This window comes from Flavobacterium urumqiense (genome assembly GCF_900108015.1).
GTDB lineage: Bacteria > Bacteroidota > Bacteroidia > Flavobacteriales > Flavobacteriaceae > Flavobacterium > Flavobacterium urumqiense.
Genome location: NZ_FNVP01000003.1, coordinates 6,162 through 29,768 on the forward strand (window position 1 = coordinate 6,162; position 23,607 = coordinate 29,768).

A 23,607-nucleotide genomic window follows, 5' to 3' on the forward strand; every position below is an offset into this window, starting at 1 on the left:
AATTGTACCACTACTTCAATATCCTTGAGCGGTTCCTCTACAACAACAGGAGGTACATTCTCTTGGCTTGCAAGTAATGGCGGAAACATCGTTTCGGGTGCTACAACTTCTGCACCAACGGTGAACGCAGCGGGTACGTATACCTTAACTGTTACTAATCCAGTGAATGGATGTACTGCTACCGATATAGTTTTGGTAACTTTAAATAATACACCGCCGAATGTAAGTGCGGGGAATGATGCTCAGATATTATGCGGTACCGTCACAGTACTATTATCAGGATCATCCTCAACAGCAGGTGCAACTTTGTTTTGGGTCGCCAGTAATGGAGGAAACATTGTTTCCGGTGCCACTACAGCTACACCAACCGTAAATGCAGCCGGTACATATACATTAACTATTACTAATCCAATCAATGGATGTACCGCTTCTGATGTAGTTTTGGTGACAAATCAAATTTGTGCCTTTGAGGGCTGTACTTTAGGATATTGGAAAAATCATAGTGATAGATGGTGTTCAAGTTATAGTCCTTCCATGTTGTTTGGTGATGTTTTTGTAAATGCACCATCAAACCTTGCTAATCAAACTTTATTGGAGGCTTTAAATTTAGGTGGTGGAGGAATTTATAATTTAGCTCGTCAAGGAGTTGCCGCTTTATTGAATGCTTGTAGTGACGAAGTTGATTTCCCAGCACCTTATTCTGATAATACACAATCTGTAATAAATGCTATTAATGCGGCTTATTTAGCTGGCGGAACAGCACCTGGACAATTAGCAACTCAATTAGATATTCTTAATAATTCAGGTTGTCCTTTAGGAGGAACCAGAGCTACTAATAAAGGAAGTAATTTGGATGTTAAACCTGTGGGTTTTGATGCCTATCCAGTTCCTTTCAAAGATGTACTTACTATTAAATACAAATTTGATTATGTGTCCGATGTAAAAATTGAAGTATTTAATTCTCTTGGAACAGCTGTATTATCAAAAACAGATACTAATAGTTATTTAAACAAAGAAGTTGTCCTAAACCTTAAAATGAATCGAGGGCAAGAACAAGTTTATGTTGTGAAAGTAACTACTAATCAAAGAACATTTACTAAAAAAGTAATGTCTTCCAAATAATTAAAAAAATTAATTTTAACTTAAAAGCATCCGTTTTAAGCGGATGCTTTTTTATTGCTGTATTTTATCAATCGGTTATTTTATTTAATTTCAAAAACCCAATATGCAATTCATCTTCTTTTAAATCAATTTCAGATTTGGTAATTTTTACGCGATAATGTTCTTTAAATCCCGCAGGCAAGATATCAAATACCTTGTAAATATTGTCCACATCAATCCCGTATTTGTCGTCGATGTGTGAAGGGGTGCCCTGGAAACCATAATGTTTGTAGAAAGTGGATTTTTTGGATTTTTTGGAAGCCAATCCCATACTTTTAGCAACAGTTAGGATTTTATAATGGTATTCTTCAAACTCATTTTCTTTATAACCGCCTAAATTGATGAAAAATAAATGATCCGAAGTAGAATTTAGAGCGGAACTTTTTGCAATAATTTCAATCGAAAAATTTTCGACTGCGGCAACTTCTCTCCATGCATCAATATGAATACGTCCTTTGGCTTCGGGCCAAAATTCTTTGATCTGTGGGATCAAATTCTTCAAGGAATTACCAATTCCAAAAAAAATATCATGCTGTTCTGTAAATCGGCCTTTCGGGATACAGCCTAGCATGACCATGTATAATTTTAGATTCTCTTCCATATTTCAAAGCTACATTTTTTTTGAAAATAAACTTTGGCACAGTTCATGAATCTAATAAAAAAAACCATTAAAATATTTAAATCATGAAAAAGATAATTACCTTATTAGCCATTGCAGGATTACTTACTTTGCAATCTTGCACTACCTCCGGGAGTTTTGAAAATGATCTAATTCCAGTAGCTAAAAGCGAAGTATTTGAAGTAACTACTTCATTTAATTACACTAATAATTACAGTAGATTGATAACCTTAAATCCGCCAATATATTCTTCGGATATTGTTTTAGTATATCGATTGACTGGTATAACACCACAAGGAAGTGATATTTGGAAATTATTACCGGAAACGCATTATTTTGCAGATGGAACATTAGATTTTGGTTATGACTATGATTATTCTTCCACTGACGTAAGTGTTTTTATGGTGGGGAATAATTTACAAACGGTTTCTACGAATTATAGATTGAATCAGGTTTTGAGGATTGTAATTACTCCAGCTAGTTTTTCTAAAGCGATAGATAAAAATAATATAAACGCAGTAATGTCTGCTTTGAATGTTGATAAAAACCAAATTCAAAAAATTGATTTGTAGTTTATACTTTTAATAAAAAAAAGGGAATCTTTCGATTCCCTTTTTTTTGGTTTTTTAATTATTGGATTTTAAAAATTTTAGAATTCATCGCTTTCCTCAACAATTTCCTTTTTATTCATTTTCAAGGAGACTACGATTCCTGTTAATAGCGAAACCGCAATAAAAGCAAGCGAAACCCATTCTGGCAATTCGATAAAATCATGAAGTAACATTTTAAGACCTACAAAACTTAAAATAGCAATAAGGCTGTATTCTAAATAACTGAATCGTTCCAGCATGTTGGCTAAAAAGAAATACATGGAACGCAAACCTAGTATCGCAAAAATATTAGAGCTAAAAACTAAAAAAGGATCACTTGTTATTGCTAAAATTGCAGGAACACTATCGAGTGCAAAAACAACATCCATTACTTCAATAACGACTAGTGCTACAAAAAGAGGTGTTGCCGCAGTAATATGGCGTCTTTTTACAAAGAAATTTTCTTTGTCCATATGATTTGAAACAGCAACAATTTTCTTTAGACTTTTATAAACGAATGATTTTTTAGGTTCAAATTTTTCGTCCTCATTGTCAAATAGCATTCTAATTGCGGTGTAAATTAAAAATGCACCAAAAATATACGTGGTCCATGCAAATTTATTGATCAACAAAACACCAAAATAAATCATGGCACCTCTAAAAATGATGGCTCCCAATATCCCCCAAAACAAAACTCTATGTTGGTATTTTTTTGGTATTTTAAAAGCGGAGAATATAACGGCGATAACAAATATGTTGTCTACACTGAGTGATAATTCAATCAAATAGCCAGTAATAAATTTTATAGATGCCGTTGCCGGTTTTAATTGATCTGGATTTGCAATGAAATCCGTACCGTAAAGCCAGTAAATAACGCCAGAAAACATAAAAGATAGTGCTACCCATACGGCAGTCCATTTTCCGGCTTCCTTTGAACTGATGATATGTGGTGTTTTATTGAAAACGCCTAAATCGAGTGCAAGAAATAGCAAAATAGCAATTAAGAATAAAATCCAGACAATCATAAATTAAGTTATTTATTATAGGTTGAACAAAGATACTTTTTGATTTCTAAGTTCGAACCTTATTTGGAATAAAGTTGTGAATACAATATTATCTAGTTCTAAAAAAAAAGTGCCTTCATCACGAAGGCACTTTTAAAGTATAAACAAATCAATTGTATATAGAATTTTATGCTAAAACAGAATCTTCAATTAAAACTGAGTTTACAGTTTTTACAATTCTGGCAGCAATTTTGTATGGATCACCATTAGAAGCTGGTCTTCTGTCTTCTAACCATCCTTTCCATCCTTTTTGAACGGTAATTAATGGGATTCTGATTGAAGCTCCTCTGTCTGAAATACCGTAAGAGAAATCATGGATAGAAGCAGTTTCATGCTTACCAGTTAAACGTTGATCATTATAAGCTCCGTATACCGCAATGTGTTCTGCAGTTACAGGTCTGAATGCCTCGCATATTTTTTCGTAAATTTCTTGAGAACCACATGTTCTTAATACTTCGTTAGAAAAGTTAGCATGCATTCCAGATCCATTCCAATCAGTATCTCCTAATGGTTTTGGATGGTAATCAATATAATAACCATATTTTTCAGTCAAACGATCCAGTAAATATCTGGCAATCCATATTTCGTCACCTGCTTTTTTAGCGCCTTGTGCGAATAATTGAAATTCCCATTGTCCACAAGCAACTTCTTGGTTAATTCCTTCAAAGTTAATTCCTGCAGCAATACATAAATCGGCATGTTCTTCCACTAAACTTCTACCGTGTGTGTTTTTACCACCTACTGAACAGTAGTACATCCCTTGTGGAGCAGGGTAACCACCTATTGGAAATCCTAAAGGCAATAAAGTTTTAGTATCCATAATGAAATATTCTTGTTCAAAACCAAACCAGAAATCACCATCATCATCAATGGTAGCTCTTCCATTAGAAGCGTGTGCGGTACCGTCAGCATTCATAACTTCAGTCATGACTAGGTAGCCATTGATACGAGTTGGGTCAGGGTAAATAGCAACAGGGATCAAAAGACAATCAGACGAACCACCTTCTGCTTGTTTTGTTGAGGAACCGTCAAAAGACCAGTTACCTATTTCTTCTATTGTTCCTTTAAAATTTTCGTGTTCTTCAACTTTGGTTTTACTTCTTAAGTTTTGAGTTGGTTCATATCCGTCTAACCAAATGTACTCTAATTTTATTTTAGCCATAATAGTATAAATTATTTCGTTTTCCTTATTTGTTTGCAAATATAAAATAAATTAGTTAGTAGTAAAAATTAGGGGGTATTTTTCATTATAGTATGTGTTATTTTTCACATAAGTGTATTTTATCGGGGGTAAAAATTCAAAATGATAATTTTAAATAGCGATAAAAACTAATTTCACAATTACAATGGAGGGAATTTTCATTTAATATTGATTATATTTGTCTCTTATATTAAATCTATTATAATTAATTTAAAATTGTAAACATGTCAACATTACGTTTTCAAGCTTTGAGAGAAGCATCGAACAGAAAACCTGTTCATTTTGAAGAAACTGATAGAAAATCAACTCTTTTTGGTTCTAATGTTTTTAATGATAAAGCAATGAAGCAATTTCTAACTTCAGATGCTTTCAAAGGAGTGCAAGGTGCTGTTCAGTATGGAACTAAAATAGATAGAAAATTAGCAGATTATATCGCAATGGGGATGAAAGAGTGGGCCTTGTCTAAAGGTGTAACTCATTATACACACTGGTTTCAGCCACTTACAGGAACAACCGCTGAAAAACATGATGCTTTCTTTGAAACATCTTATGACGGTAGCGATCCGGTAGAAAAATTTGGTGGCGCGCAATTAGTTCAACAAGAACCAGATGCCTCTAGTTTTCCAAATGGTGGAATCAGAAATACATTTGAAGCAAGAGGGTATACCGCTTGGGATCCAACATCTCCGGCATTCATATATGGAACTACTTTATGTATTCCAACCGTTTTTATCTCGTATACAGGAGAAGCATTAGATAACAAAATTCCATTATTAAGAGCATTATCTGCAATGGATACCGCGGCAACTGAAGTGTGTAAATATTTTGACAAAAATGTTAAGAAAGTAACGGCAACTTTAGGATGGGAACAAGAATATTTCTTAATCGATAAATCATTAGCGGACTCTCGTCCTGATCTTACCATGACAGGAAGAACTTTGCTGGGACATACCTCTGCAAAAGGACAACAATTAGATGACCATTATTTTGGGTCTATTCCAACTCGTGCTTTAACATACATGAGAGATTTAGAGCAAGAATGCATGTTACTGGGAATTCCGGTAAAAACGCGTCATAATGAAGTAGCTCCAAATCAATTTGAGTTGGCACCTATTTTTGAAGAAACAAATTTAGCAGTAGATCACAACTGCTTATTGATGGACGTGATGCAAAAAGTGGGGGAACGTCATGATTTGAAAGTATTGTTCCATGAAAAACCTTTCAAAGGAGTAAATGGTTCAGGAAAGCACAACAACTGGTCATTGGCAACTGATACTGGAGTTAACTTGTTAAGTCCAAGCAAAACGCCAATGAGTAATTTGCAATTTTTAACTTTCTTTATTAATACTATTAAAGCGGTTAACGATTATGAAGCGTTGCTCAGAGGTGCAATTGCAACTGCAAGTAATGATCATAGATTAGGAGCTAACGAAGCGCCACCAGCAATTATCTCTGTGTTTATTGGAGAGCAATTGACTAAAGTATTGGCTGAATTAGAAGGTGTAACTGCGGGAAAATTATCTCCGGAAGAAAAAACCGATTTAAAATTAAACGTAGTCGGAAAAATTCCAGATGTTCTTTTAGATAATACAGATAGAAACAGAACTTCACCATTTGCTTTTACAGGAAATAAATTTGAATTCAGAGCGGTAGGTTCTTCTGCTAACTGTTCCAATTCAATGACTACGTTGAATACTATTGTTGCAAAACAATTGAAAGATTTCAAAATTGAAGTGGATGCATTAATTGAATCTAAAGACATGAAGAAAGATGATGCCATCTTCAATGTGCTGAGAGAATATATTAAAGTTTCTAAAAATATCCTTTTCGAAGGAGACGGTTACAGTGAAGCATGGGAAATTGAAGCAGGAAAAAGAGGATTAAGTAACTTCAAAACAACTCCTGAAGCATTAAAAGCCAGAGCTTCTAAACAAGCATTAGATTTGTTTTCTGAAATGGGTATCATGAACCACATTGAAGTTCAAGCACGTTACGAAATTGAATTGGAAGAGTATACTAAGAAAATTCAAATTGAAGGTAGAGTTTTAGGTGATATTTCTAAAAATCATGTTATTCCTACCGCTATTCGTTATCAAAATACTTTGATTGAAAACGTTAAAGGATTGAAAGATATTTTTGGTGCTGAATTTGAATCAATTGCAAAAGAGCAAATTTTTTTAATCAAAGAAATTTCCGGACATATTGCAGGAATCAATTCTAAAGTGGAAGAAATGACCAACGAAAGAAAGAAAGCAAACGTTCTTACTGATGCACAAGAAATGGCAGAAGCCTATTGTAATGCAGTAAAACCTTATTTTGAAGTAATACGTGAGCACTGCGATAAACTAGAATTATTAGTTGATAACGAACTTTGGACCTTAACTAAATACAGAGAATTGTTGTTTACAAAATAACAATAAAATAGCTAAAATTTTACACCCGATAGCTTTAGAAACTTATCGGGTTTTTTTTAAGTAAGACATTTTTTTTGCGTTGTTTCACAATAAATTATAGCTTTTGTGAAAAAATTTATTTTTTGTAATCTTAGCGATAGATTACTAGAAGAATCTGAACCTGAGATGTTAAAGTTGCTTTCTGTTTTGATAAAGAATAAAAGTTTAGTAATCAAAATTCAAGGTCATATTTATTTTACAATAGAGAAAGTTAAATATGATGTTTCTGCTGCTCTAGCTAAAAAAGGTTACAATATTTTAGTTCAAAATGGAATTGAAAAAGAACGGCTTTCTTATAAAGGATTGTGCAGCTTCAGGCCAATATATCCGTTACCCGAAAAAAATGAAGCAGAACGAATTGCAAACAGAAGAGTAGAGATTTTCATTGTCAAAAAATAGTGTAATAAATCCTAATTCCTAATTCTGAAATCCTAAATCAAATTAGTATCTTTGCCCCACAAACCCGTTGCTTAAAAGCAGCTTACACAACTAGAATACATGAGTTCAGATACTTCAAAAAGATATGCACAACGTGGTGTTTCGGCATCCAAAGAAGATGTTCATATCGCCATAAAAAATATTGATAAAGGATTGTTTCCTCAAGCATTTTGCAAAATTGTTCCTGATTATTTAACCCAAGACGAAGATTATTGTTTGATAATGCATGCCGATGGAGCAGGGACTAAATCCTCTCTGGCCTATATGTATTGGAAAGAAACAGGCGATATTTCAGTATGGAAAGGTATTGCTCAAGATGCTTTGATCATGAATATTGACGATTTATTATGTGTAGGAGCAACCGATAATATTATGCTTTCCTCCACCATTGGGAGAAATAAAAACCTGATTCCGGGCGAAGTTTTATCAGCTATCATCAATGGGACCGAAGAATTAATTAAAGAACTGGATTCTTTTGGCGTTACCATACATTCTACTGGCGGGGAAACTGCTGATGTGGGCGATATTGTGCGTACCATAATTGTAGATTCTACCGTTACGGCTCGTATGAAACGTTCTGATGTAATTGATAATGCTAATATAAAAGCTGGGGATGTAATTGTGGGAATGGCTTCTTTTGGTCAGGCTACTTACGAAAAAAGCTATAATGGCGGAATGGGAAGCAACGGATTAACATCAGCGCGTCATGATGTTTTCGGGAAATATTTGGCAACCAAATATCCAGAGAGTTTTGATGCAGCAGTTCCCGAAGAATTAATTTATTCCGGTCAGGTAAAATTGACTGATGCAGTTGAAAATTCACCAATCAACGCTGGACAATTAGTGCTTTCGCCAACCAGAACCTATGCGCCAATTATTAAGAAAATTGTAGATAAATATTCGTCTGATGAGATACACGGTATGGTGCATTGCAGCGGAGGTGCACAAACTAAGATTTTACATTTTGTAAAAAACTTACATATCATAAAAGATAATTTATTTCCTGTACCGCCACTTTTTCAATTGATACAAGAGCAGTCAAAAACAGATTGGAAAGAAATGTACCAGGTTTTCAATTGCGGACATCGTATGGAAGTTTATGTTCCGGAAGCTATCGCTCAAGATATTATTGCGATTTCAAAATCGTTTAATGTTGATGCCCAAATCGTGGGTAGAGTAGTAGCAGCCGATACTAAAAGACTGACTATTACTAGCGAATACGGAACTTTCGAATATTAAAAAGTAGTAATTGACACGAGTTTTTCAATCTTTTAATTTTTCAATCTTTTAATTTTTTTTAAAATGTACGAACTAGTTTTTTGGAGATATTTGGAAGGCTTTTATCTAAACCATCAAGAGGTTTATGAAGCCATTATAGAGCAACAAGAAGTGGCTGGTTTGGAGCAACTTCCTACTATTGTTATTCTCAATAGAATCAATTCAGTGTTTTCAAAATGGGACAAAGTAGACGAAAATAGTTGGAAAAACCCAAATGGTAAAGGCGCTTTTCAAGTAGAAGCTACACCGCAAAGCATCCAAATTGACTGCTACGGTACCGAAGGAAAAACCATGAATCTTCTCGTTGATACTCTGGCCGAATTCAAATGTCCGCTTTATGATCCGCAAGTTCCGGAGCGTTATGACGAAATGAGTGAGTAGTATTTTTAGGAGCTAATCCAGCTATACATTACAAGGCCACAGTATAAAAAAAATATTTTTCTAAGTCCTAAAAGGAGCTTCCGCTGGTCGCTCTTTTACAACAAGAAAAATTGTTTTTTTATACTGTGGGCTTTTCATTTCCATCTGGGCTAAAAAATCGGTGGAAATCAATAAAATGGGTGTCAATCTTGATCTATTTTTTATAAATTAGCTGCCAAAAAAACGATGGCTGCAATTTTAGATTTTCCTCAAAATACAATTCTTGAAAACGAATCTGTTTTGATGCGTCCTTTACAAGAAAGTGATGTTGAAAACCTATTGGAAATTTCTATCAATGAACCTGAAACTTGGGAATATTCTTTGGTAAAAGCCAACGGAAAAAAGAATTTAAAAAACTACATCCAAATTGCTTTAAAAGTAAAAGAAAATAAAACCGAATTCCCCTTTATCGTTTTTGATAAAAAATCAGGAAAATATGCCGGAAGTACCCGTTTTTATGATATTAGTTTGTCATTCAAAACCTTGCAGTTGGGCTATACATGGTACGGTAAAAATTTTAGAGGAACCGGACTCAACAAACACTGTAAGTTTTTGCTTTTGCAATTCGCCTTTGAAACTTTAGAGATGGAACGAGTAGAATTCCGCGCGGATAATAATAACCAGCGGAGCATTGCCGCTATGAAAAGCATAGGTTGCAAAGTAGAAGGTATACTGCGAAATCACATGCCAACTTTGGACAGCGATGTGCGCCGGGACAGTATTATTCTAAGTATCCTCAGAAACGAATGGTTTGAAAGTGTTAAAGAAAATCTAAAAGCCAAGTTATTATAAAGCTTTGAAGTCCTGATTTGAGATACTGGCATCATTATTTTGCTCATTCGAATAGTAATAATTAGAATTTTTATTGGTTGGATATCTAATTTCATCCATAATTACCAATACAGATACACCAATAAAAAAAGAAAAGAAGCTCCAAACAGAGACGATATAATTTTCATAATAAATCGTAGTGATACTATAAGAAATTATGGTTGTTATGCTCAATAACCAAACTTTTTTGATGTTTAAAAATAAGGGAGGAGCAACCGTTGCAATAATATAAAGTAAGTCGCAAATAATACTATATTTCATTGGATAGTTTTGTGAAAAGGAAATGGCATATCCAGTAATACTTGCTTCAACTGAATAGGTAATTAAACAATATCCCAAATAAAAAGCAGTGATAATACCAATGGCAAACAACGCTCGCTGAAAAATTATATTTTCGTATTCTTTTTCAAGCTTTAAGGCGGCATAAGGAATCCATAATGGCCATACAATCTGGCCGATAAATAGTAATAGGTACGTCGTAATTTGTTGCAGTGGGGCGAAAAAAGGTTTGGTTAATGCTAACCATAGAAAGCCTTCAACAAATTGTTGCGCACAAAAAATAATTGGAATGCAGGCGAAATAAATCTGAGATGGTTTTCGTACTTCCTTAATTGAAATAACGCTTACTACTGCAAGAATAACACCCGCCCCAAAACTGGCACTAGCTGAAAAACACATAAATTGTAGTTTAAGTGAATAAAAATTATTGTATTTAAAGTAGGTTGGTATGAATGGTTTATTGAAAATGTTTATGCCAAAAAAGATTAATTACGTGCTTGAAAAAGCATGTAACCATCATTTTTTTGACATTTCAATTAACCTAAAAGTTAGTACAGTTTTAAATACTTTCTAACTTGCAAATAATAAAAAGATATTGGGGATAGTGGGATTCTCTAAATTAGTCCTCCTCAGCTAAAGCTAATATATAAATAAATGTTGAAGATAGCAACTGAAAATCAGTATATTATAAAAAATTATCTTGTTATATTCCAGAAACTGATTTTTCTTCTGACGTTAAAACCCAGTTTTTCATATAATGCAATAGTGAATTCTATTCAATGGGGTTTTCAAAGCGCAATAATTTAATCACTTCAGCATCTTCCACCTGATTGAAGTCTTCATAAAATCCACCGACGCCCTTAAAATATTTTGAAGCAATCAAATAGATAATCTCATCTGTATTTTTTTTAAATATGCTTACAGCAACATAAGGTGTAAATGATATGGCGACAATAACGATCTGTCATTTTACGTAAAGAGGAGCCCGTTTACCCATGTAGATTTCGTATTTTTATTGCATCAATTTTCGGAGCCTCATAAATTTTTTTTTATATATTCTTACGGAATGTCGGGATGTTCATTAATAATCATGGAATCCATTTATATGGCCCTAGAGCAAATTCTTTATTGTAAGGATGTCCAATTTTCTTGGAACGTACATGATCCCGCGGAAGGTGCAAACTTTTGGCAATTATAGACGCCAAAGGTACCCCGCCTCCGGGAACAGCTAGAACAACGCTATAGTTATTCTGATATTTTTTTTAATTTTTCAGAAAACTTTAAACCTTCTTTAATCCTATCTTTTACCATCTCATTATACCTATTTGTTTTTTAAATAAATTCATAAAAAGTACATATATAGGTATTGATTTTCAGTTATTTTGATTTTTTTCTTTTTATATTGAAATTAAATGTTGAAATTTTTTTTCAATTGTACTTGTTTTGTTTGCCAATAAAAAAATGGATTATTTTTTCAGTTAGAATTTTATTTAAGTAGAAAATGCAACTTTTTTTTTAATGAGATTTTAACTAAGTTTACGATCAAATAATTATAAAAAAATCTTTTATTGAATACTGTAAATGCCAAAGCAAAAGCCGACAAGAATACGGGTTTTGGAACTAACGCCAGTAGTTATGGCGGACGTTTCGTTAATAAAAATGGGACGGCTAATGTAGAGAAACGAGGAATGCATCTTTTGCAACGGATTAGCTGGTATCACACTATGATTGATATGCCAGGATGGAAATTTATATTTATCATTCTCTCTTTTTACATGGCAATAAATTTTTTATTTGCCTCTATTTATTATGGAATAGGAATCGAGCATTTGAATGGGATATCAAATTCAGGCAACGAATGGGTCAAATTTGGACAGGCTTATTTTTTCAGTGCCCAAACCTTCACAACAGTAGGGTACGGACATATAAGTCCGTCTGGTTTTTTAACTAGTGCACTTTCGGCTGCCGAAGCACTAATAGGTTTACTTAGTTTTGCCATTGCCACAGGTTTATTTTTTGGTCGATTTAGTAAGCCTACTGCATTTTTGAAGTTTTCTCACAATGCAGTAATTGCCCCATATGGAGACATTACTGGTTTGATGATCAGAACTACGCCTTTTAAAAACACTAATTTTACGGATGCTGAAGCCAAAATGACACTAGGGATGAGCGTCGAGGAAAATGGCAAGAGAATCAATAAATTCTACTCCTTAGAACTAGAATTGGACAAGATAAATGCATTAACATTAAGCTGGACCTTAGTTCATCCTATTACTGAAGACAGTCCGCTTTATAAATTTACAAAGTTGGATTTTAAAAACACCAATGGAGAGATCCTCGTTTTTATTAAAACCTTCGACGACATGTTTAGTAATACTGTTGCCGCTCGCACCTCTTATACTTTTGATGAGGTGGTTTACGGTGCTAAATTTGAACCTATGTATACGCGAAGTCATGATAATTCACGAACAATTCTGAATTTGGATAAATTAAATGAATTTAATAGCTTCACTTTAGAATAAATTAATAGTTTTCAGATTATTTCAAATTTTCTGAAAAAAATATTTTACATTTGTTTATTAAATTTATATAAATGATAAACAATGTAAAAAGCGTTTTCAGTATAAAAGATCTTGAAAATCTTTCTGGAATAAAAGCGCATACCATCCGTATTTGGGAAAAAAGATATGACATACTTCAACCAATGCGCACGGATACTAACATTCGGTTATATGATTTGGCCAGTTTGCAAAAATTGTTGAATATTACGCTATTACATGATTACGGATACAAAATATCTAAAATTGCTACGTACCCACAAGACAAAATACCATCACTAGTTCGAGAAATAATTTCTAGTAAAACTGCCAAAAGTCATGCCATTAGTGCCTTTAAGATGGCAATGATGAATTTTGATCAAGAGCTTTTTTTTAACACCTATAATTGGTTAATTGCAGAGAAATCTTTTAAAGAAATATTTCATCAGGTTTTTATTCCTTTAATGAATGAGCTTGGATTGTTGTGGCAGTCTGATACGATTACTCCTGCACACGAACATTTTGTTAGCTATCTAATTAAACAAAAATTACTGGTAAATACTGAAAAACTGCAAGTTTTAAAACAAACTAAATTCGATAAAGTCTTTGTTCTTTCTCTTCCAATGAATGAAATACATGAGTTGGGTTTGATGTATTTGAATTATGAAATCCTTTTAAATGGATACAAAACCATTTATTTAGGAGAAAGTATGCCAATTGAAAATTTGAAAGATTTAAAGAAACATTTTGATTCCATAGTTTTCGTTTCTTATATGACGGTTCAGCCCGAAAGAGATTATGTGCATGAATACGTCACCAAAATGAGCGATGAATTGTTAGACGATACTACTGAGCTATGGTTTACCGGTCGACTGGTTGAATTTATTAAAAAAGAAGAACTTTCGGATAAAATATCCATTTTTAATTCTATTTCAGAATTAGTAGATAAAATTTAATAATTTTGTTTAATCTTTTTGTATATTTGCTAAACAAATGAAGAAAAAAATTACAATTATAGGTTCAGGATTTTCAGCTTTAGCTGCTTCTTGTTATTTGGCAAAAAGCGGACATCAAGTTGAGGTTTTTGAGAAAAATGCAACCATTGGCGGAAGAGCACGACAATTAAAAAGAGATGGATTCACTTTTGATATGGGGCCAAGCTGGTATTGGATGCCAGATGTGTTCGATCGTTTCTTTGCTGATTTTGGAAAAAAGACAACAGATTATTATGAGCTCATAAAATTATCGCCAGCTTACAGAGTCTATTATGGAGTGGATGATTTTATAACCATAGCAGATAATTTAGCGGATATTATATTTGCTTTTGAAGCTATAGAAAAAGGTAGTGGTAAAATATTAAATAAATTTATGGCTGAAGCCAAAAGTAATTATGATATTGCCATTAAGGATTTAGTATATCGTCCAGGAGTTTCACCTTTGGAATTAGTAACAGTTGAAACGGCCAAAAAAGTGGGTCAGTTTTTTAGCAATATCAGTAAAGATGTTCGCAAGAAATTCAAGAACGAACGTTTAATCCAAATTCTAGAATTTCCAGTATTATTTCTTGGGGCAAAACCATCTGATACACCCTCATTTTATAGTTTTATGAATTATGCCGATTTTGGTCTAGGAACCTGGCATCCAAAAACAGGAATGTTTGATGTAGTTCGTGGAATGGAAAGCCTTGCAAGAGAGTTGGGAGTTACTTTTTATACTAATTCAAATATTGAAAAGATAATTGTTGAGAACAAAATCGCAAAAGCTTTAGTCGTAAATGGGGAAACTATTCAATCCGATTTAATTTTAAGCGGAGCAGATTACCACCACACGGAAACATTGTTAGACCAAGAACATCGCGCCTATTCAGAAAAATATTGGGACAGTCGCGTTTTTGCGCCTTCATCATTATTGTTCTATGTAGGCTTCAATAAAAAAATAGAAAATATTTCGCATCACGCCTTGTTTTTTGATGTTGATTTCTATCAGCATGCAAAGGATATTTATGATGAACCACGGTGGCCAGCAGAGCCCTTGTTTTATGCAAATTTCCCATCTCTGACTGATAAAACAGCTGCCCCTGATGGAATGGAATCTGGCTTTTTCTTAGTGCCTTTGGCCCCGGGAATAAATGACACTGAAGAATTAAGAGAAGAATATTTCGAAAAAATTATCGACCGTTTTGAAACTTTAACACAGCAAAGTGTCAAAAATAATATTATATTTAAACAATCATTCTGTAAAAATGATTTTGTATCTGAATATAACTCCTATAAAGGGAATGCGTACGGAATGGCAAATACGTTATTGCAAACGGCGTTTTTGAGACCAAAGTTAAAAAGTAAAAAAGTGAAGAATTTATATTTCACCGGTCAATTGACTGTTCCGGGACCTGGAGTTCCACCAGCATTAATTTCTGGGAAATTAGTGTCTGATTTAATTAATAAGCAATTTTCAGAGCAATAACTATGAAGCAATTATTTGACGATGTATCTTTCAAGTGCAGTAAATTAGTAACAAAAAACTATAGTACTTCATTTTCATTGGCGGTCTATATGCTATCGCCAACAATCAGGGATGCAATATACAGCATTTATGGTTTTGTTCGTTTTGCCGATGAAATTGTGGATTCATTTCACGGTTTTGATAAGGATGAATTGATAAACGATTTCGAAAAAGAATATTATAAATCATATAATTCTGGAATAAGTCTTAATCCCATTTTGAATTGTTTTCAGCATACGGTTAAAAAATATAATATTACTGATGACATGATTCAGGCTTTTTTAAAAAGTATGAAACTAGATTTGGTAAAATCTGATTATAATAGTAAAGCGGAATATGAAGCATATATCTATGGCTCAGCAGATGTGGTTGGATTAATGTGTCTTAAAGTTTTTGTAGCCGGAAAAGACCACAGATATGAGCAGTTGAAAGACGAAGCGATGCGATTGGGTTCTGCTTTTCAAAAAGTTAATTTTCTGAGAGATTTAAAAGACGACAACCTGGTTTTGAACCGAAATTATTTTCCTGGTGTAGATTTGAATTCTTTTGATGAGAAAGCAAAGAAAATGATTATTAAGGAAATACAAGATGATTTTGATGTGGCCTATCAGGGAATTTTGAAATTGCCTATAGAAGCTAAATTTGGGGTATATACTGCATTTGTCTATTATAAAAAACTCTTGAAAAAATTAGAAAATACGCCTTGTCATGAAATAGGAAATGCAAGAATTCGGGTTTCTAATTATACCAAAGCCGGATTACTGGCACAATCTTTCGTAACGTATAAGTTGCGCTTAGTATAAAAATACTACTGATTTTTTAAATGAATATTCTAAATAAATAAAATAATGATTTCTTTTTTAATCTTTTTAGGCGTTTTCCTTTTTATGGAATGCGTGACTTGGATGACGCATAAATACATTATGCACGGTCTGATGTGGTATTTTCATGCAGATCATCACCAACCTAAATATGCCAATATTTTTGAACGAAATGATATATTCTTTGTGATTTTTGCCGTACCCAGCATCGTTCTTTTTTACTTTGGCGTGCAAGGCGGGATGAACTACCTGTTCTTCATTGGACTCGGAATCACATTCTACGGATTGTGTTATTTCACGATTCATGATGTCTTAATACATCAACGATTTAAGTGGTTCAAAAACACGAACAACAAGTATTTAATAGGTTTGCGTAAAGCACACAAAATTCATCACAAACACTTAGGCAAGCAACATGGCGAGTGCTTCGGAATGTTATTTGTGCCTTTCAAATACTATAATATGTAAAGTCTAATTGGTGCGTGACCCGCTGAAAAAGCGGGTCGGGCTATCCGTTCCCGCTTTTTTATACCTGGCAAAAGAGCCAGTTATAAAAAGAGCTCCACTTTTATCCCTCACGCGAATCTAGTGTTCCACGACGGTATTTATCCCTAAAAGACAACCATGAAAATATACAAACAAGAAACCGTTCAGCACGTCAATGCAACGGTAGAAGAATGCTGGAATTTTTTTTCAAATCCAAAAAATCTTCAGAAAATCACACCGGAAGGAATGGGTTTTCAAATCACTGATTTCGACCATAAATCCATGTATCCCGGGCAAATTATTCAATATAAAGTAACGCCACTTTTTGGGATTACTTTGTCGTGGATGACTGTAATAACCCAAGTAAAGGAAAATAGTTATTTTATAGACGAACAGCGTTTTGGTCCATACAGTTTCTGGCACCACAAACATTTCTTTGAAGCGACAGCAAACGGAACCAAGATGACGGATGTGGTACATTACGGATTGCCACTTGGTTTTTTGGGCCAAATCATGAATACTTTAGTTGTTAAAAATAAGTTGAAATCCATTTTTGCTTATCGTGTAACTAAAGTGGACGAAATGTTTAATGCAAAGTAATGAGTAAACAAGAAATTACTTTTTTTTGGTACAGACGCGATTTACGTCTGGAAGATAATGTTGGATTATTCCATGCTTTAAAATCCAAATATTCAGTCATTCCACTATTTATTTTTGATGATTCCATTTTAGACTGTTTGCCAAAAAACGATGCTAGAGTAAGTTTCATTCACGAATCACTTTCTAAAATAAATTCGCAACTGCAAGAAATAGGAAGTTCTCTTTTGGTTAAAAAAGGAAAAACCCTTGACGTTTGGAAGGCACTTTTGGAAGAATTCGATGTCAAAGAAGTTTTCTTCAACAAGGATTACGAACCCTACGCGATAGCAAGAGATACAGCCATTTGTGATGTACTGGAAGCAAACAAAACAATCTCCTACACGTTCAAAGATCAGGTTATTTTCGAAGAAAAAGAAATTACAAAAGCCGATGGATTGCCGTACACGGTTTATACCCCGTTTAAAAATAAATGGTTAGAAAAATACAAATTAATGTTTCCAGTTGCAGAATATGATGCCACGGATATGTTTTCTAATTTCTATAAATACAGTTTTACTTTTCCGTCTTTGGCACAAATAGGTTTTGAAGAAAGTACTATAAAAGTGAAGTCTCACAACCTGAAATTCATTGCAAATTATCAAGATATAAGGGATTTTCCAGCCTTGGACAAAACTTCTCATCTCTCACCACATTTGCGTTTTGGAACCTTAAGTATTCGGAAATTAGTCAATTGGGCATTCCTTAAAAATGATGTCTTTTTGAGTGAATTGATTTGGAGAGAATTCTTCATGCAAATCTTATTCAGTTTTCCAAAAGTCGTAACTCAAAACTTCAAATCGGCTTATGATGGAATTCAATGGCGCAATGACGAAGAGGATTTTAAGCGCTGGTGTACAGGAACAACGGGCTATCCTATGGTTGATGCCGGAATGCGTCAACTTAATGAAACCGGATATATGCACAATAGAGTTCGAATGGTCGTGGCAAGTTTTCTCTGCAAACATTTATTGATTCAATGGCAATGGGGAGAAGCCTATTTTGCCGAAAAATTATTGGATTACGATTTGTCAGCTAATGTAGGAAATTGGCAATGGGCTGCAGGAACTGGTTGCGATGCTGCACCTTATTTCCGTGTTTTCAATCCGGAAATTCAACAAAAAAAATTCGACGAAAAAGGTATTTATATCCGAAAATGGATAAAAGAATTCGATTTGGGATACGGAAAACCAATGGTAGAGCACGCTATGGCAAGGGATAGAGCAATCGCCACGTACAAAGCAGGAATTTTGAAATAAAAGAATTGTAATATATAAGTCAGATAAGTTTTTAAAACAGAACTTTAAAGATTATTTGACTTATATGTTAAAAAAAGATTATTTAATCAATTTGTTCAGCATTCCCTCGAAAATAAAACCATGAAATGGCAAAACAGAATACCAATATAGTTTCCCCCATATTCCCTCAGGTCTGAACGTTGCGGATTGGTATAAAGTGTTTCCTATAATTTTAAATTCCAGCCAAGCTTCACCTGGGAGTTTCATTTCGGCGAATAAAATTAATTTTCCTTCTTCTTTATTGGCATACAAAACGCGCCAAAAATCCAAAGCATCACCAGAATGAATATCATGTCGGTTCGTTCTCCCTCTTCGCGAACCTACACCGCCGTATAATTTGTCAATAAAGCCACGTAAATTCCATAACCAATCACCGTAATACCAACCTGTATCACCACCGATGGACCAAATTCTTCTGATGGTAAAATCTCGGTCTATGATTTCCATTTTACGTCTGTCGATGTAGCAATCCTTTTTTGGAACCTTTAAATATTCCGACATATTGCTGCTAAATCGTCCGCTGACTAAGGAATCTTTCCAGCTCGAAGCTACTTTGTCTTCATCTACTTTTATCAAAGCACGGGAAAGTGCTTGTTTGTATGACATAGGAGTAACATTCAATAAAGTATTGATCGTGGTATCGCTGCAAACGACCTCGACTTTCATGCTGCTAACAAGCGCTGAAGCAAGTCTATAGGATGTTGAGGTTACAAAATATAACCAATACGACGATAATTTTGGTGTCATTATTGGAACTGTAAATATCCATCGCTTCAGTTTTTTAGCCTCCGCAAAACCTAACAACATTTCTTTATATGTTAAAATATCCGGTCCGCCAATGTCAAAACTCTGGTTGTAGGTAAGCGGATTTAATAATGATTTGGATAAAAAATCAAGAACGTCCGGAATTCCAATTGGTTGGCATTTGGTATCAAGCCACTTTGGAGTAATCATGATAGGAAGTTTATTCACTAAATCCCGAATGATTTCAAAGGAAGCACTTCCGGAACCTACAATAATTCCAGCTCTTAAAGTGGTCGTAGCAAAAGTTCCAGTATTTAAAATTTCTTCTACTTTCTTTCTGGATGATAGATGCTTGGATAGTGATTTATCATTGACAATTCCACTCAGATAGATAACTTGTTTTGCTTTGCTTTCATTCAATCGTTGTGCAAAATTTAGCGCCGATAAGCTTTCTAATTTGTCAAAATTATCTGAAGAACTAGACATAGAGTGCATTAGGTAATAAGCCGCATCAATATCATTTGGAATTGATAGTAATGTTTCTTCCTTCAGAAAGTCAACTTCAACTACCGTGACATTTTTTTGAAATTCTACAGGACAATAAAACCTGTTTTTGTCTCTTACACAACAGATTATGTCGTGACCTTGTGCGGCCAAAATAGGTAAAAGTCGTTTCCCAATATAACCTGTTGCGCCTGTTAAGAGAATTTTCATGGTTCTATTTTTAAATAATTATACTTTTCCTAAATAATATTTATAATTTTTTTTCCACGAATTCAATTGATTAGTTCTAATTTTAAATTAATTAACCAAAAAATCTGTTTCAATGTGTTTAATTTATATTATAAGTGTTCAATTGTAACTGATAAGAAACATTTTGAACGAACATAAAAACAATTAAAATTAACTCAATTTGTTTGAAACTAAGCTGATAAACTCTTTTCTGGTTTTGTCTTTTTCGAAAGCCCCCGTAAAAGAAGAAGTCGTGGTAACTGAATTTTGTTTTTGAATGCCTCGCATTTGCATACACATGTGTTGTGCTTCAATTACTACCGCTACACCAAATGGATTCAAAGCTTCCTGAATACAATTTTTAATTTGGTCTGTCAATCGTTCCTGTACTTGCATTCTTCGGGCAAAAGCATCCACTACTCTTGGGATTTTGCTTAAACCTACAATTTTACCATTCGGAATATAAGCCACATGTGCTTTACCAAAAAACGGTAACATATGGTGCTCACACATTGAATACACTTCGATATCTTTTACCACAATCATTTGTTTATGATCTTCGGTAAACATAGCCGATTTTAGTATTTCTAAAGGATCTAGACCGTAACCGTGTGTTAAATATTGCATCGCTTTCGCTGCTCTTTCCGGAGTTTTTTGAAGACCTTCGCGAGTAACATCTTCTCCTAAATTTTCAATAATTACTTTATAATTATCCGCTAATGCTTCCGTTATTTCAGTATCGTATTGTTCAATTTTTTCGTAACTTTTTATTTCTTTTATCATTGTATTCTGTCTTTCAATTTATATTTGGATATTTTTTGTGATATTGAATATTTTCTAACGTACTTTTTTACAAAACCATTGCGTACTTAAGAAGAAGTAATCTCAGCACACTTAATTTCTTGATAATAAAATAAATTCAATTTTTATAATGTCGAAAATAACTGACTTAAATTTTAAATGTCACAATTCCGTAATCCATTTCAAATACTTGGCCTGAAATTGATTTCGCATTTTCGGAAATTAAGAAGTTAGCCATATTAGCTACTTCTTTTGGTTTTAGATATCCTTTCATCGGGTGGCGTTCCACCATATTTTCTTTCATACGGTCATTTCTTAAAATATTTGCCGAAAGTGATGTTTCGGTAATCGTGGGAGCAATGGCATTGATGCGTACTACCGATGCCAGTTCTGCTCCCAGCGATTTAACTAATCCTTCCACTCCAGCTTTTGCAGTAGCAATACTCGCATGAAAAGGCATTCCTAATTTTGCAGCTACTGTGCTAAACAAAACAATCGATGGATCAGTTCCCTTTTTTAAAACAGGTAAATATTTCTGGATTGTTTTCACAGCTCCAATGACATTGATTTCAAAATCGTTTCTAAAATCATCTATACTAAGACTTCCTATTGGTTTCAAATTGATGGAACCTGGACAATAAATCAAAGTGTCTATAGCTTCTATTTCCGGAAGTGTATCTTGTAAAACATCTAAGGAAAAATGTTTCAGGTTAGGGTGTGTGATTTCTGGTGCATTTCTGCTAATGTTATAAACCAGGTTTGTCTCTAATTGTTGCAATAAAATAGCACTGCCAATTCCTTTGCTACCACCAATGATTACTATGTTTTTCATATGTATTATTCAATCAGTTATTTAAAATTTGTTTTGGTTTTCTGTTGCTTTCTAAAATTTATCGCTTTGAAATTTTATTATTATTAATCTGTCTTTGCATTGTACATTTAAAACGGCCTTCACGAAAATCTCTTAATTTTTCATGTTTCGTTTTCCGACCCTGAACTCTTTCGCGCCACATTCTAAAACTCGATGGTTTCATTTCGGTCCGCATTAGGTCAATTACTTCTTGTTCTTTTAAACCAAATTGCATTAAAATTGAGTCAAAAGTGGTACGGTCTTCCCAAGCCATTTCAATAATTCGGTCTTTATCTATATCTGTAAGCTCTTTTTTTGTTGTCATCGTGTTCTTTTTTTAATGAAAATACGTGTTGTTAAATGAAGCTATGGAATTTCTATTCGCTATCTCCAATATCTGCCATAGTGTGTAATTTTAATATTCGTGAACTTTCTTCTTTTACCAATGGATTTTTTTTCATTTGCCATAAAAATTCACTTGCAAATTTTCGAGTTCTTTCCATATTGATGATTGGTTTTGGATAATGAACTCCCAACTCAAAATCATTAAACCGTTGGTCTAAATAGGTCATTTTGAATGGCTCGTGCACAAAAGCTCTGGGTAATTTACTTAGTTCGGGCACCCATTTTTTTATAAATTCACCTTCTGGATCGTGTTCGTGGCTATTCTTTATCGGATTGTATATACGTAACATATTGATTCCGGTTTCGCCCGCTTGCATTTGCAACTGGGGAAAATGTATGCCAGGCTCAAAATCTAAAAACATTTGTGATAAATGATGGGTTGCTTCTTGCCAAGGTTGCCATAAATTATGTGTAAAAAACGAGACTAACATGGCTCTCATCCTAAAATTTAAATAACCCGTTTCATTCAAACATCGCATAGAGGCGTCGATTAAAGGAAATCCGGTTTGTCCGATTTTCCATGCGTCTATGTATTGCTCATTTATTTTCTTCTTCAACGAATGGAATCCTTTATTGACACTTTCAAACTCCATTATTTCTTCCATTTCAAATTTTTGAATAAAATGAGCCTGCCAAGTCAGTCTGGAAACAAAAGAATCAATTTGTTTCTTATCTGTACAGCTCAGCCTGAAAGTAGCCGCTTTTTGTAAAACTTCTCTGGAAGAAATATTTCCCCAAGCAATATAAGGCGATAATCTACTGCAACTTTTTCTAGCTAATAAAGGTTTTGAAATATTGGAACTGTAGGTGTGGTAACGCTCTTCAAAAAATGTTTGTAGGTACTTACCCGCCATAGTCGTTCCGCCTTTTTGAAAAATGGTATCTGGAACAGTTTCTAAATTTGTTTTCTCTAATGTTTTTTCAAGTTCGAATATAGTCGCTGTATTTAGGTAATTCTTTGCTGCTGAATCAAAAGTAAATTGCGGTTCATTCATATATTCTTCCCATTTTGAAACCCAGTTCGTTCTGTTTCTCAATGCCCTGAAAATGCCATTATTAATATTTTCAACCCAATTAATCTGATTGTTTTTGCAAAATCTTTTGAATGTCTTATCTCTTTCGTAAGTGATTTTCAAACCAGTTTCCTGATGCGAAAAAACAGTGTCAATTTTGTATATCTCTTGGATGGTATTGAAAACGGGAAGTACTTCTGATGAGACAGTTAAGACATGAGTATCCGATTTTTCGAGCTGTTTATTGATATCTACAAGCGATTGTTTGATGAAATTCCAGTGTCTTGGGCTGTAATGCGAATCATTTACTAAAGATTTTTCGAACACATAAAGTAACAATGTGGGTATGTTAGTTTTTGTTGCATTAAAAATCGCTTCGTTATCCTGCAAACGAAGGTTTCTTTTGAGCCAAACTACATTGATAAGTTTTTTATTGGTATTCATGATT

23 protein-coding genes are annotated in these 23,607 nt (G+C 33.8%); 14 read left to right on the forward strand and 9 right to left on the reverse strand.

Going from position 1 to position 23,607, the window contains the following annotated elements; all coding sequences use genetic code 11:
* Nucleotides 1-1,122, forward strand: a 1,122-nt coding sequence (locus C4S35_RS04910; RefSeq protein ID WP_146059514.1) for a T9SS type A sorting domain-containing protein, incomplete at its 5' end; no start/stop codon positions are given.
* A gap of 67 nt (nucleotides 1,123-1,189) precedes the next feature.
* On the opposite strand, the gene C4S35_RS04915 is transcribed toward C4S35_RS04910, so the two are convergent.
* Nucleotides 1,190-1,762: a DUF1543 domain-containing protein gene (locus tag C4S35_RS04915; RefSeq protein ID WP_103999113.1), complete on the reverse strand. Its 573-nt coding sequence runs from the start codon at nucleotides 1,760-1,762 to the stop codon at nucleotides 1,190-1,192.
* Between the two features lie 83 nt (nucleotides 1,763-1,845).
* Here C4S35_RS04915 and C4S35_RS04920 point away from each other — a divergent pair, with 83 nt between their 5' ends.
* Nucleotides 1,846-2,352, forward strand: a complete 507-nt coding sequence (locus C4S35_RS04920) for a hypothetical protein (RefSeq protein ID WP_103999114.1) — start codon at nucleotides 1,846-1,848, stop codon at nucleotides 2,350-2,352.
* A gap of 77 nt (nucleotides 2,353-2,429) precedes the next feature.
* Here C4S35_RS04920 and C4S35_RS04925 read toward each other — a convergent pair whose 3' ends face one another.
* Together C4S35_RS04925 and C4S35_RS04930 are read right to left on the reverse strand one after the other, a co-directional pair.
* On the reverse strand, nucleotides 2,430-3,395 hold the full coding sequence (locus C4S35_RS04925) for a TerC family protein (RefSeq protein WP_103999115.1): 966 nt from the start codon (nucleotides 3,393-3,395) through the stop codon (nucleotides 2,430-2,432).
* A gap of 166 nt (nucleotides 3,396-3,561) precedes the next feature.
* Nucleotides 3,562-4,596 carry a glutamine synthetase beta-grasp domain-containing protein gene (locus C4S35_RS04930; RefSeq protein WP_103999116.1) on the reverse strand — a complete coding sequence of 345 codons (1,035 nt, stop codon included), beginning with the start codon at nucleotides 4,594-4,596 and terminating at the stop codon, nucleotides 3,562-3,564.
* A gap of 263 nt (nucleotides 4,597-4,859) precedes the next feature.
* Between C4S35_RS04930 and C4S35_RS04935 the strand changes: the two genes are divergently transcribed.
* The 5 genes from C4S35_RS04935 to C4S35_RS04955 all read left to right on the forward strand — a co-directional run bounded on the left by C4S35_RS04935 (nucleotide 4,860) and on the right by C4S35_RS04955 (nucleotide 10,016).
* Nucleotides 4,860-7,049 carry a glutamine synthetase III family protein gene (locus tag C4S35_RS04935; protein ID WP_103999117.1) on the forward strand — a complete coding sequence of 730 codons (2,190 nt, stop codon included), beginning with the start codon at nucleotides 4,860-4,862 and terminating at the stop codon, nucleotides 7,047-7,049.
* 105 nt (nucleotides 7,050-7,154) lie between these two features.
* Nucleotides 7,155-7,487 (forward strand): OmpA family protein, encoded by a 333-nt coding sequence (locus C4S35_RS04940; protein ID WP_103999118.1) that lies wholly within the window; start codon nucleotides 7,155-7,157, stop codon nucleotides 7,485-7,487.
* A gap of 99 nt (nucleotides 7,488-7,586) precedes the next feature.
* The gene (locus C4S35_RS04945) at nucleotides 7,587-8,765 is read left to right on the forward strand and encodes an AIR synthase related protein (protein WP_103999119.1); all 1,179 of its coding nucleotides are present in this window, start codon (nucleotides 7,587-7,589) and stop codon (nucleotides 8,763-8,765) included.
* 63 nt (nucleotides 8,766-8,828) lie between these two features.
* A complete protein-coding gene (locus C4S35_RS04950; protein WP_103999120.1) occupies nucleotides 8,829-9,185 on the forward strand; it encodes a hypothetical protein in 357 nt (118 codons plus the stop codon).
* A gap of 225 nt (nucleotides 9,186-9,410) precedes the next feature.
* A complete protein-coding gene (locus tag C4S35_RS04955) occupies nucleotides 9,411-10,016 on the forward strand; it encodes a GNAT family N-acetyltransferase (protein WP_103999121.1) in 606 nt (201 codons plus the stop codon).
* Here C4S35_RS04955 and C4S35_RS04960 read toward each other — a convergent pair.
* On the reverse strand, nucleotides 10,011-10,733 hold the full coding sequence (locus C4S35_RS04960; RefSeq protein WP_103999122.1) for a DUF6629 family protein: 723 nt from the start codon (nucleotides 10,731-10,733) through the stop codon (nucleotides 10,011-10,013). The genes C4S35_RS04955 and C4S35_RS04960 overlap by 6 nt on opposite strands.
* A 1,169-nt stretch (nucleotides 10,734-11,902) precedes the next feature.
* On the opposite strand from C4S35_RS04960, the gene C4S35_RS04965 reads away from it, so the two are divergent.
* The 7 genes from C4S35_RS04965 (at nucleotide 11,903) to C4S35_RS04995 (ending at nucleotide 18,575) form a co-directional block, all read left to right on the forward strand.
* Entirely contained in the window at nucleotides 11,903-12,856 is a 954-nt protein-coding gene (locus C4S35_RS04965) for an ion channel (RefSeq protein ID WP_103999123.1), read from the forward strand.
* 71 nt (nucleotides 12,857-12,927) lie between these two features.
* A complete protein-coding gene (locus C4S35_RS04970; protein ID WP_167386511.1) occupies nucleotides 12,928-13,827 on the forward strand; it encodes a MerR family transcriptional regulator in 900 nt (299 codons plus the stop codon).
* A gap of 37 nt (nucleotides 13,828-13,864) precedes the next feature.
* The gene (locus tag C4S35_RS04975) at nucleotides 13,865-15,334 is read left to right on the forward strand and encodes a phytoene desaturase family protein (protein ID WP_103999124.1); all 1,470 of its coding nucleotides are present in this window, start codon (nucleotides 13,865-13,867) and stop codon (nucleotides 15,332-15,334) included.
* 2 nt (nucleotides 15,335-15,336) lie between these two features.
* Complete coding sequence (locus C4S35_RS04980) at nucleotides 15,337-16,176, forward strand: phytoene/squalene synthase family protein (RefSeq protein ID WP_103999125.1); 840 nt, start codon at nucleotides 15,337-15,339, stop codon at nucleotides 16,174-16,176.
* A gap of 45 nt (nucleotides 16,177-16,221) precedes the next feature.
* A complete protein-coding gene (locus tag C4S35_RS04985) occupies nucleotides 16,222-16,662 on the forward strand; it encodes a sterol desaturase family protein (protein WP_103999126.1) in 441 nt (146 codons plus the stop codon).
* 156 nt (nucleotides 16,663-16,818) lie between these two features.
* On the forward strand, nucleotides 16,819-17,280 hold the full coding sequence (locus C4S35_RS04990; RefSeq protein ID WP_103999127.1) for an SRPBCC family protein: 462 nt from the start codon (nucleotides 16,819-16,821) through the stop codon (nucleotides 17,278-17,280).
* A complete protein-coding gene (locus C4S35_RS04995) occupies nucleotides 17,280-18,575 on the forward strand; it encodes a cryptochrome/photolyase family protein (protein ID WP_103999128.1) in 1,296 nt (431 codons plus the stop codon). The genes C4S35_RS04990 and C4S35_RS04995 overlap by 1 nt, the downstream gene beginning before the upstream one ends.
* Before the next feature lie 78 nt (nucleotides 18,576-18,653).
* Here C4S35_RS04995 and C4S35_RS05000 read toward each other — a convergent pair whose 3' ends face one another.
* From C4S35_RS05000 to C4S35_RS05020, 5 genes are all read right to left on the reverse strand, one after another.
* On the reverse strand, nucleotides 18,654-20,072 hold the full coding sequence (locus C4S35_RS05000; protein ID WP_103999129.1) for an SDR family oxidoreductase: 1,419 nt from the start codon (nucleotides 20,070-20,072) through the stop codon (nucleotides 18,654-18,656).
* A gap of 189 nt (nucleotides 20,073-20,261) precedes the next feature.
* Nucleotides 20,262-20,873 carry a GTP cyclohydrolase I FolE gene (gene folE, locus C4S35_RS05005; RefSeq protein ID WP_103999130.1) on the reverse strand — a complete coding sequence of 204 codons (612 nt, stop codon included), beginning with the start codon at nucleotides 20,871-20,873 and terminating at the stop codon, nucleotides 20,262-20,264.
* 166 nt (nucleotides 20,874-21,039) lie between these two features.
* The gene (locus tag C4S35_RS05010) at nucleotides 21,040-21,723 is read right to left on the reverse strand and encodes an SDR family NAD(P)-dependent oxidoreductase (RefSeq protein WP_103999131.1); all 684 of its coding nucleotides are present in this window, start codon (nucleotides 21,721-21,723) and stop codon (nucleotides 21,040-21,042) included.
* Between the two features lie 58 nt (nucleotides 21,724-21,781).
* Nucleotides 21,782-22,066 (reverse strand): TIGR03643 family protein, encoded by a 285-nt coding sequence (locus C4S35_RS05015; protein ID WP_103999132.1) that lies wholly within the window; start codon nucleotides 22,064-22,066, stop codon nucleotides 21,782-21,784.
* A gap of 52 nt (nucleotides 22,067-22,118) precedes the next feature.
* Entirely contained in the window at nucleotides 22,119-23,603 is a 1,485-nt protein-coding gene (locus C4S35_RS05020) for a cryptochrome/deoxyribodipyrimidine photo-lyase family protein (RefSeq protein WP_103999133.1), read from the reverse strand.
* Nucleotides 23,604-23,607: the final 4 nt, after the last annotated feature.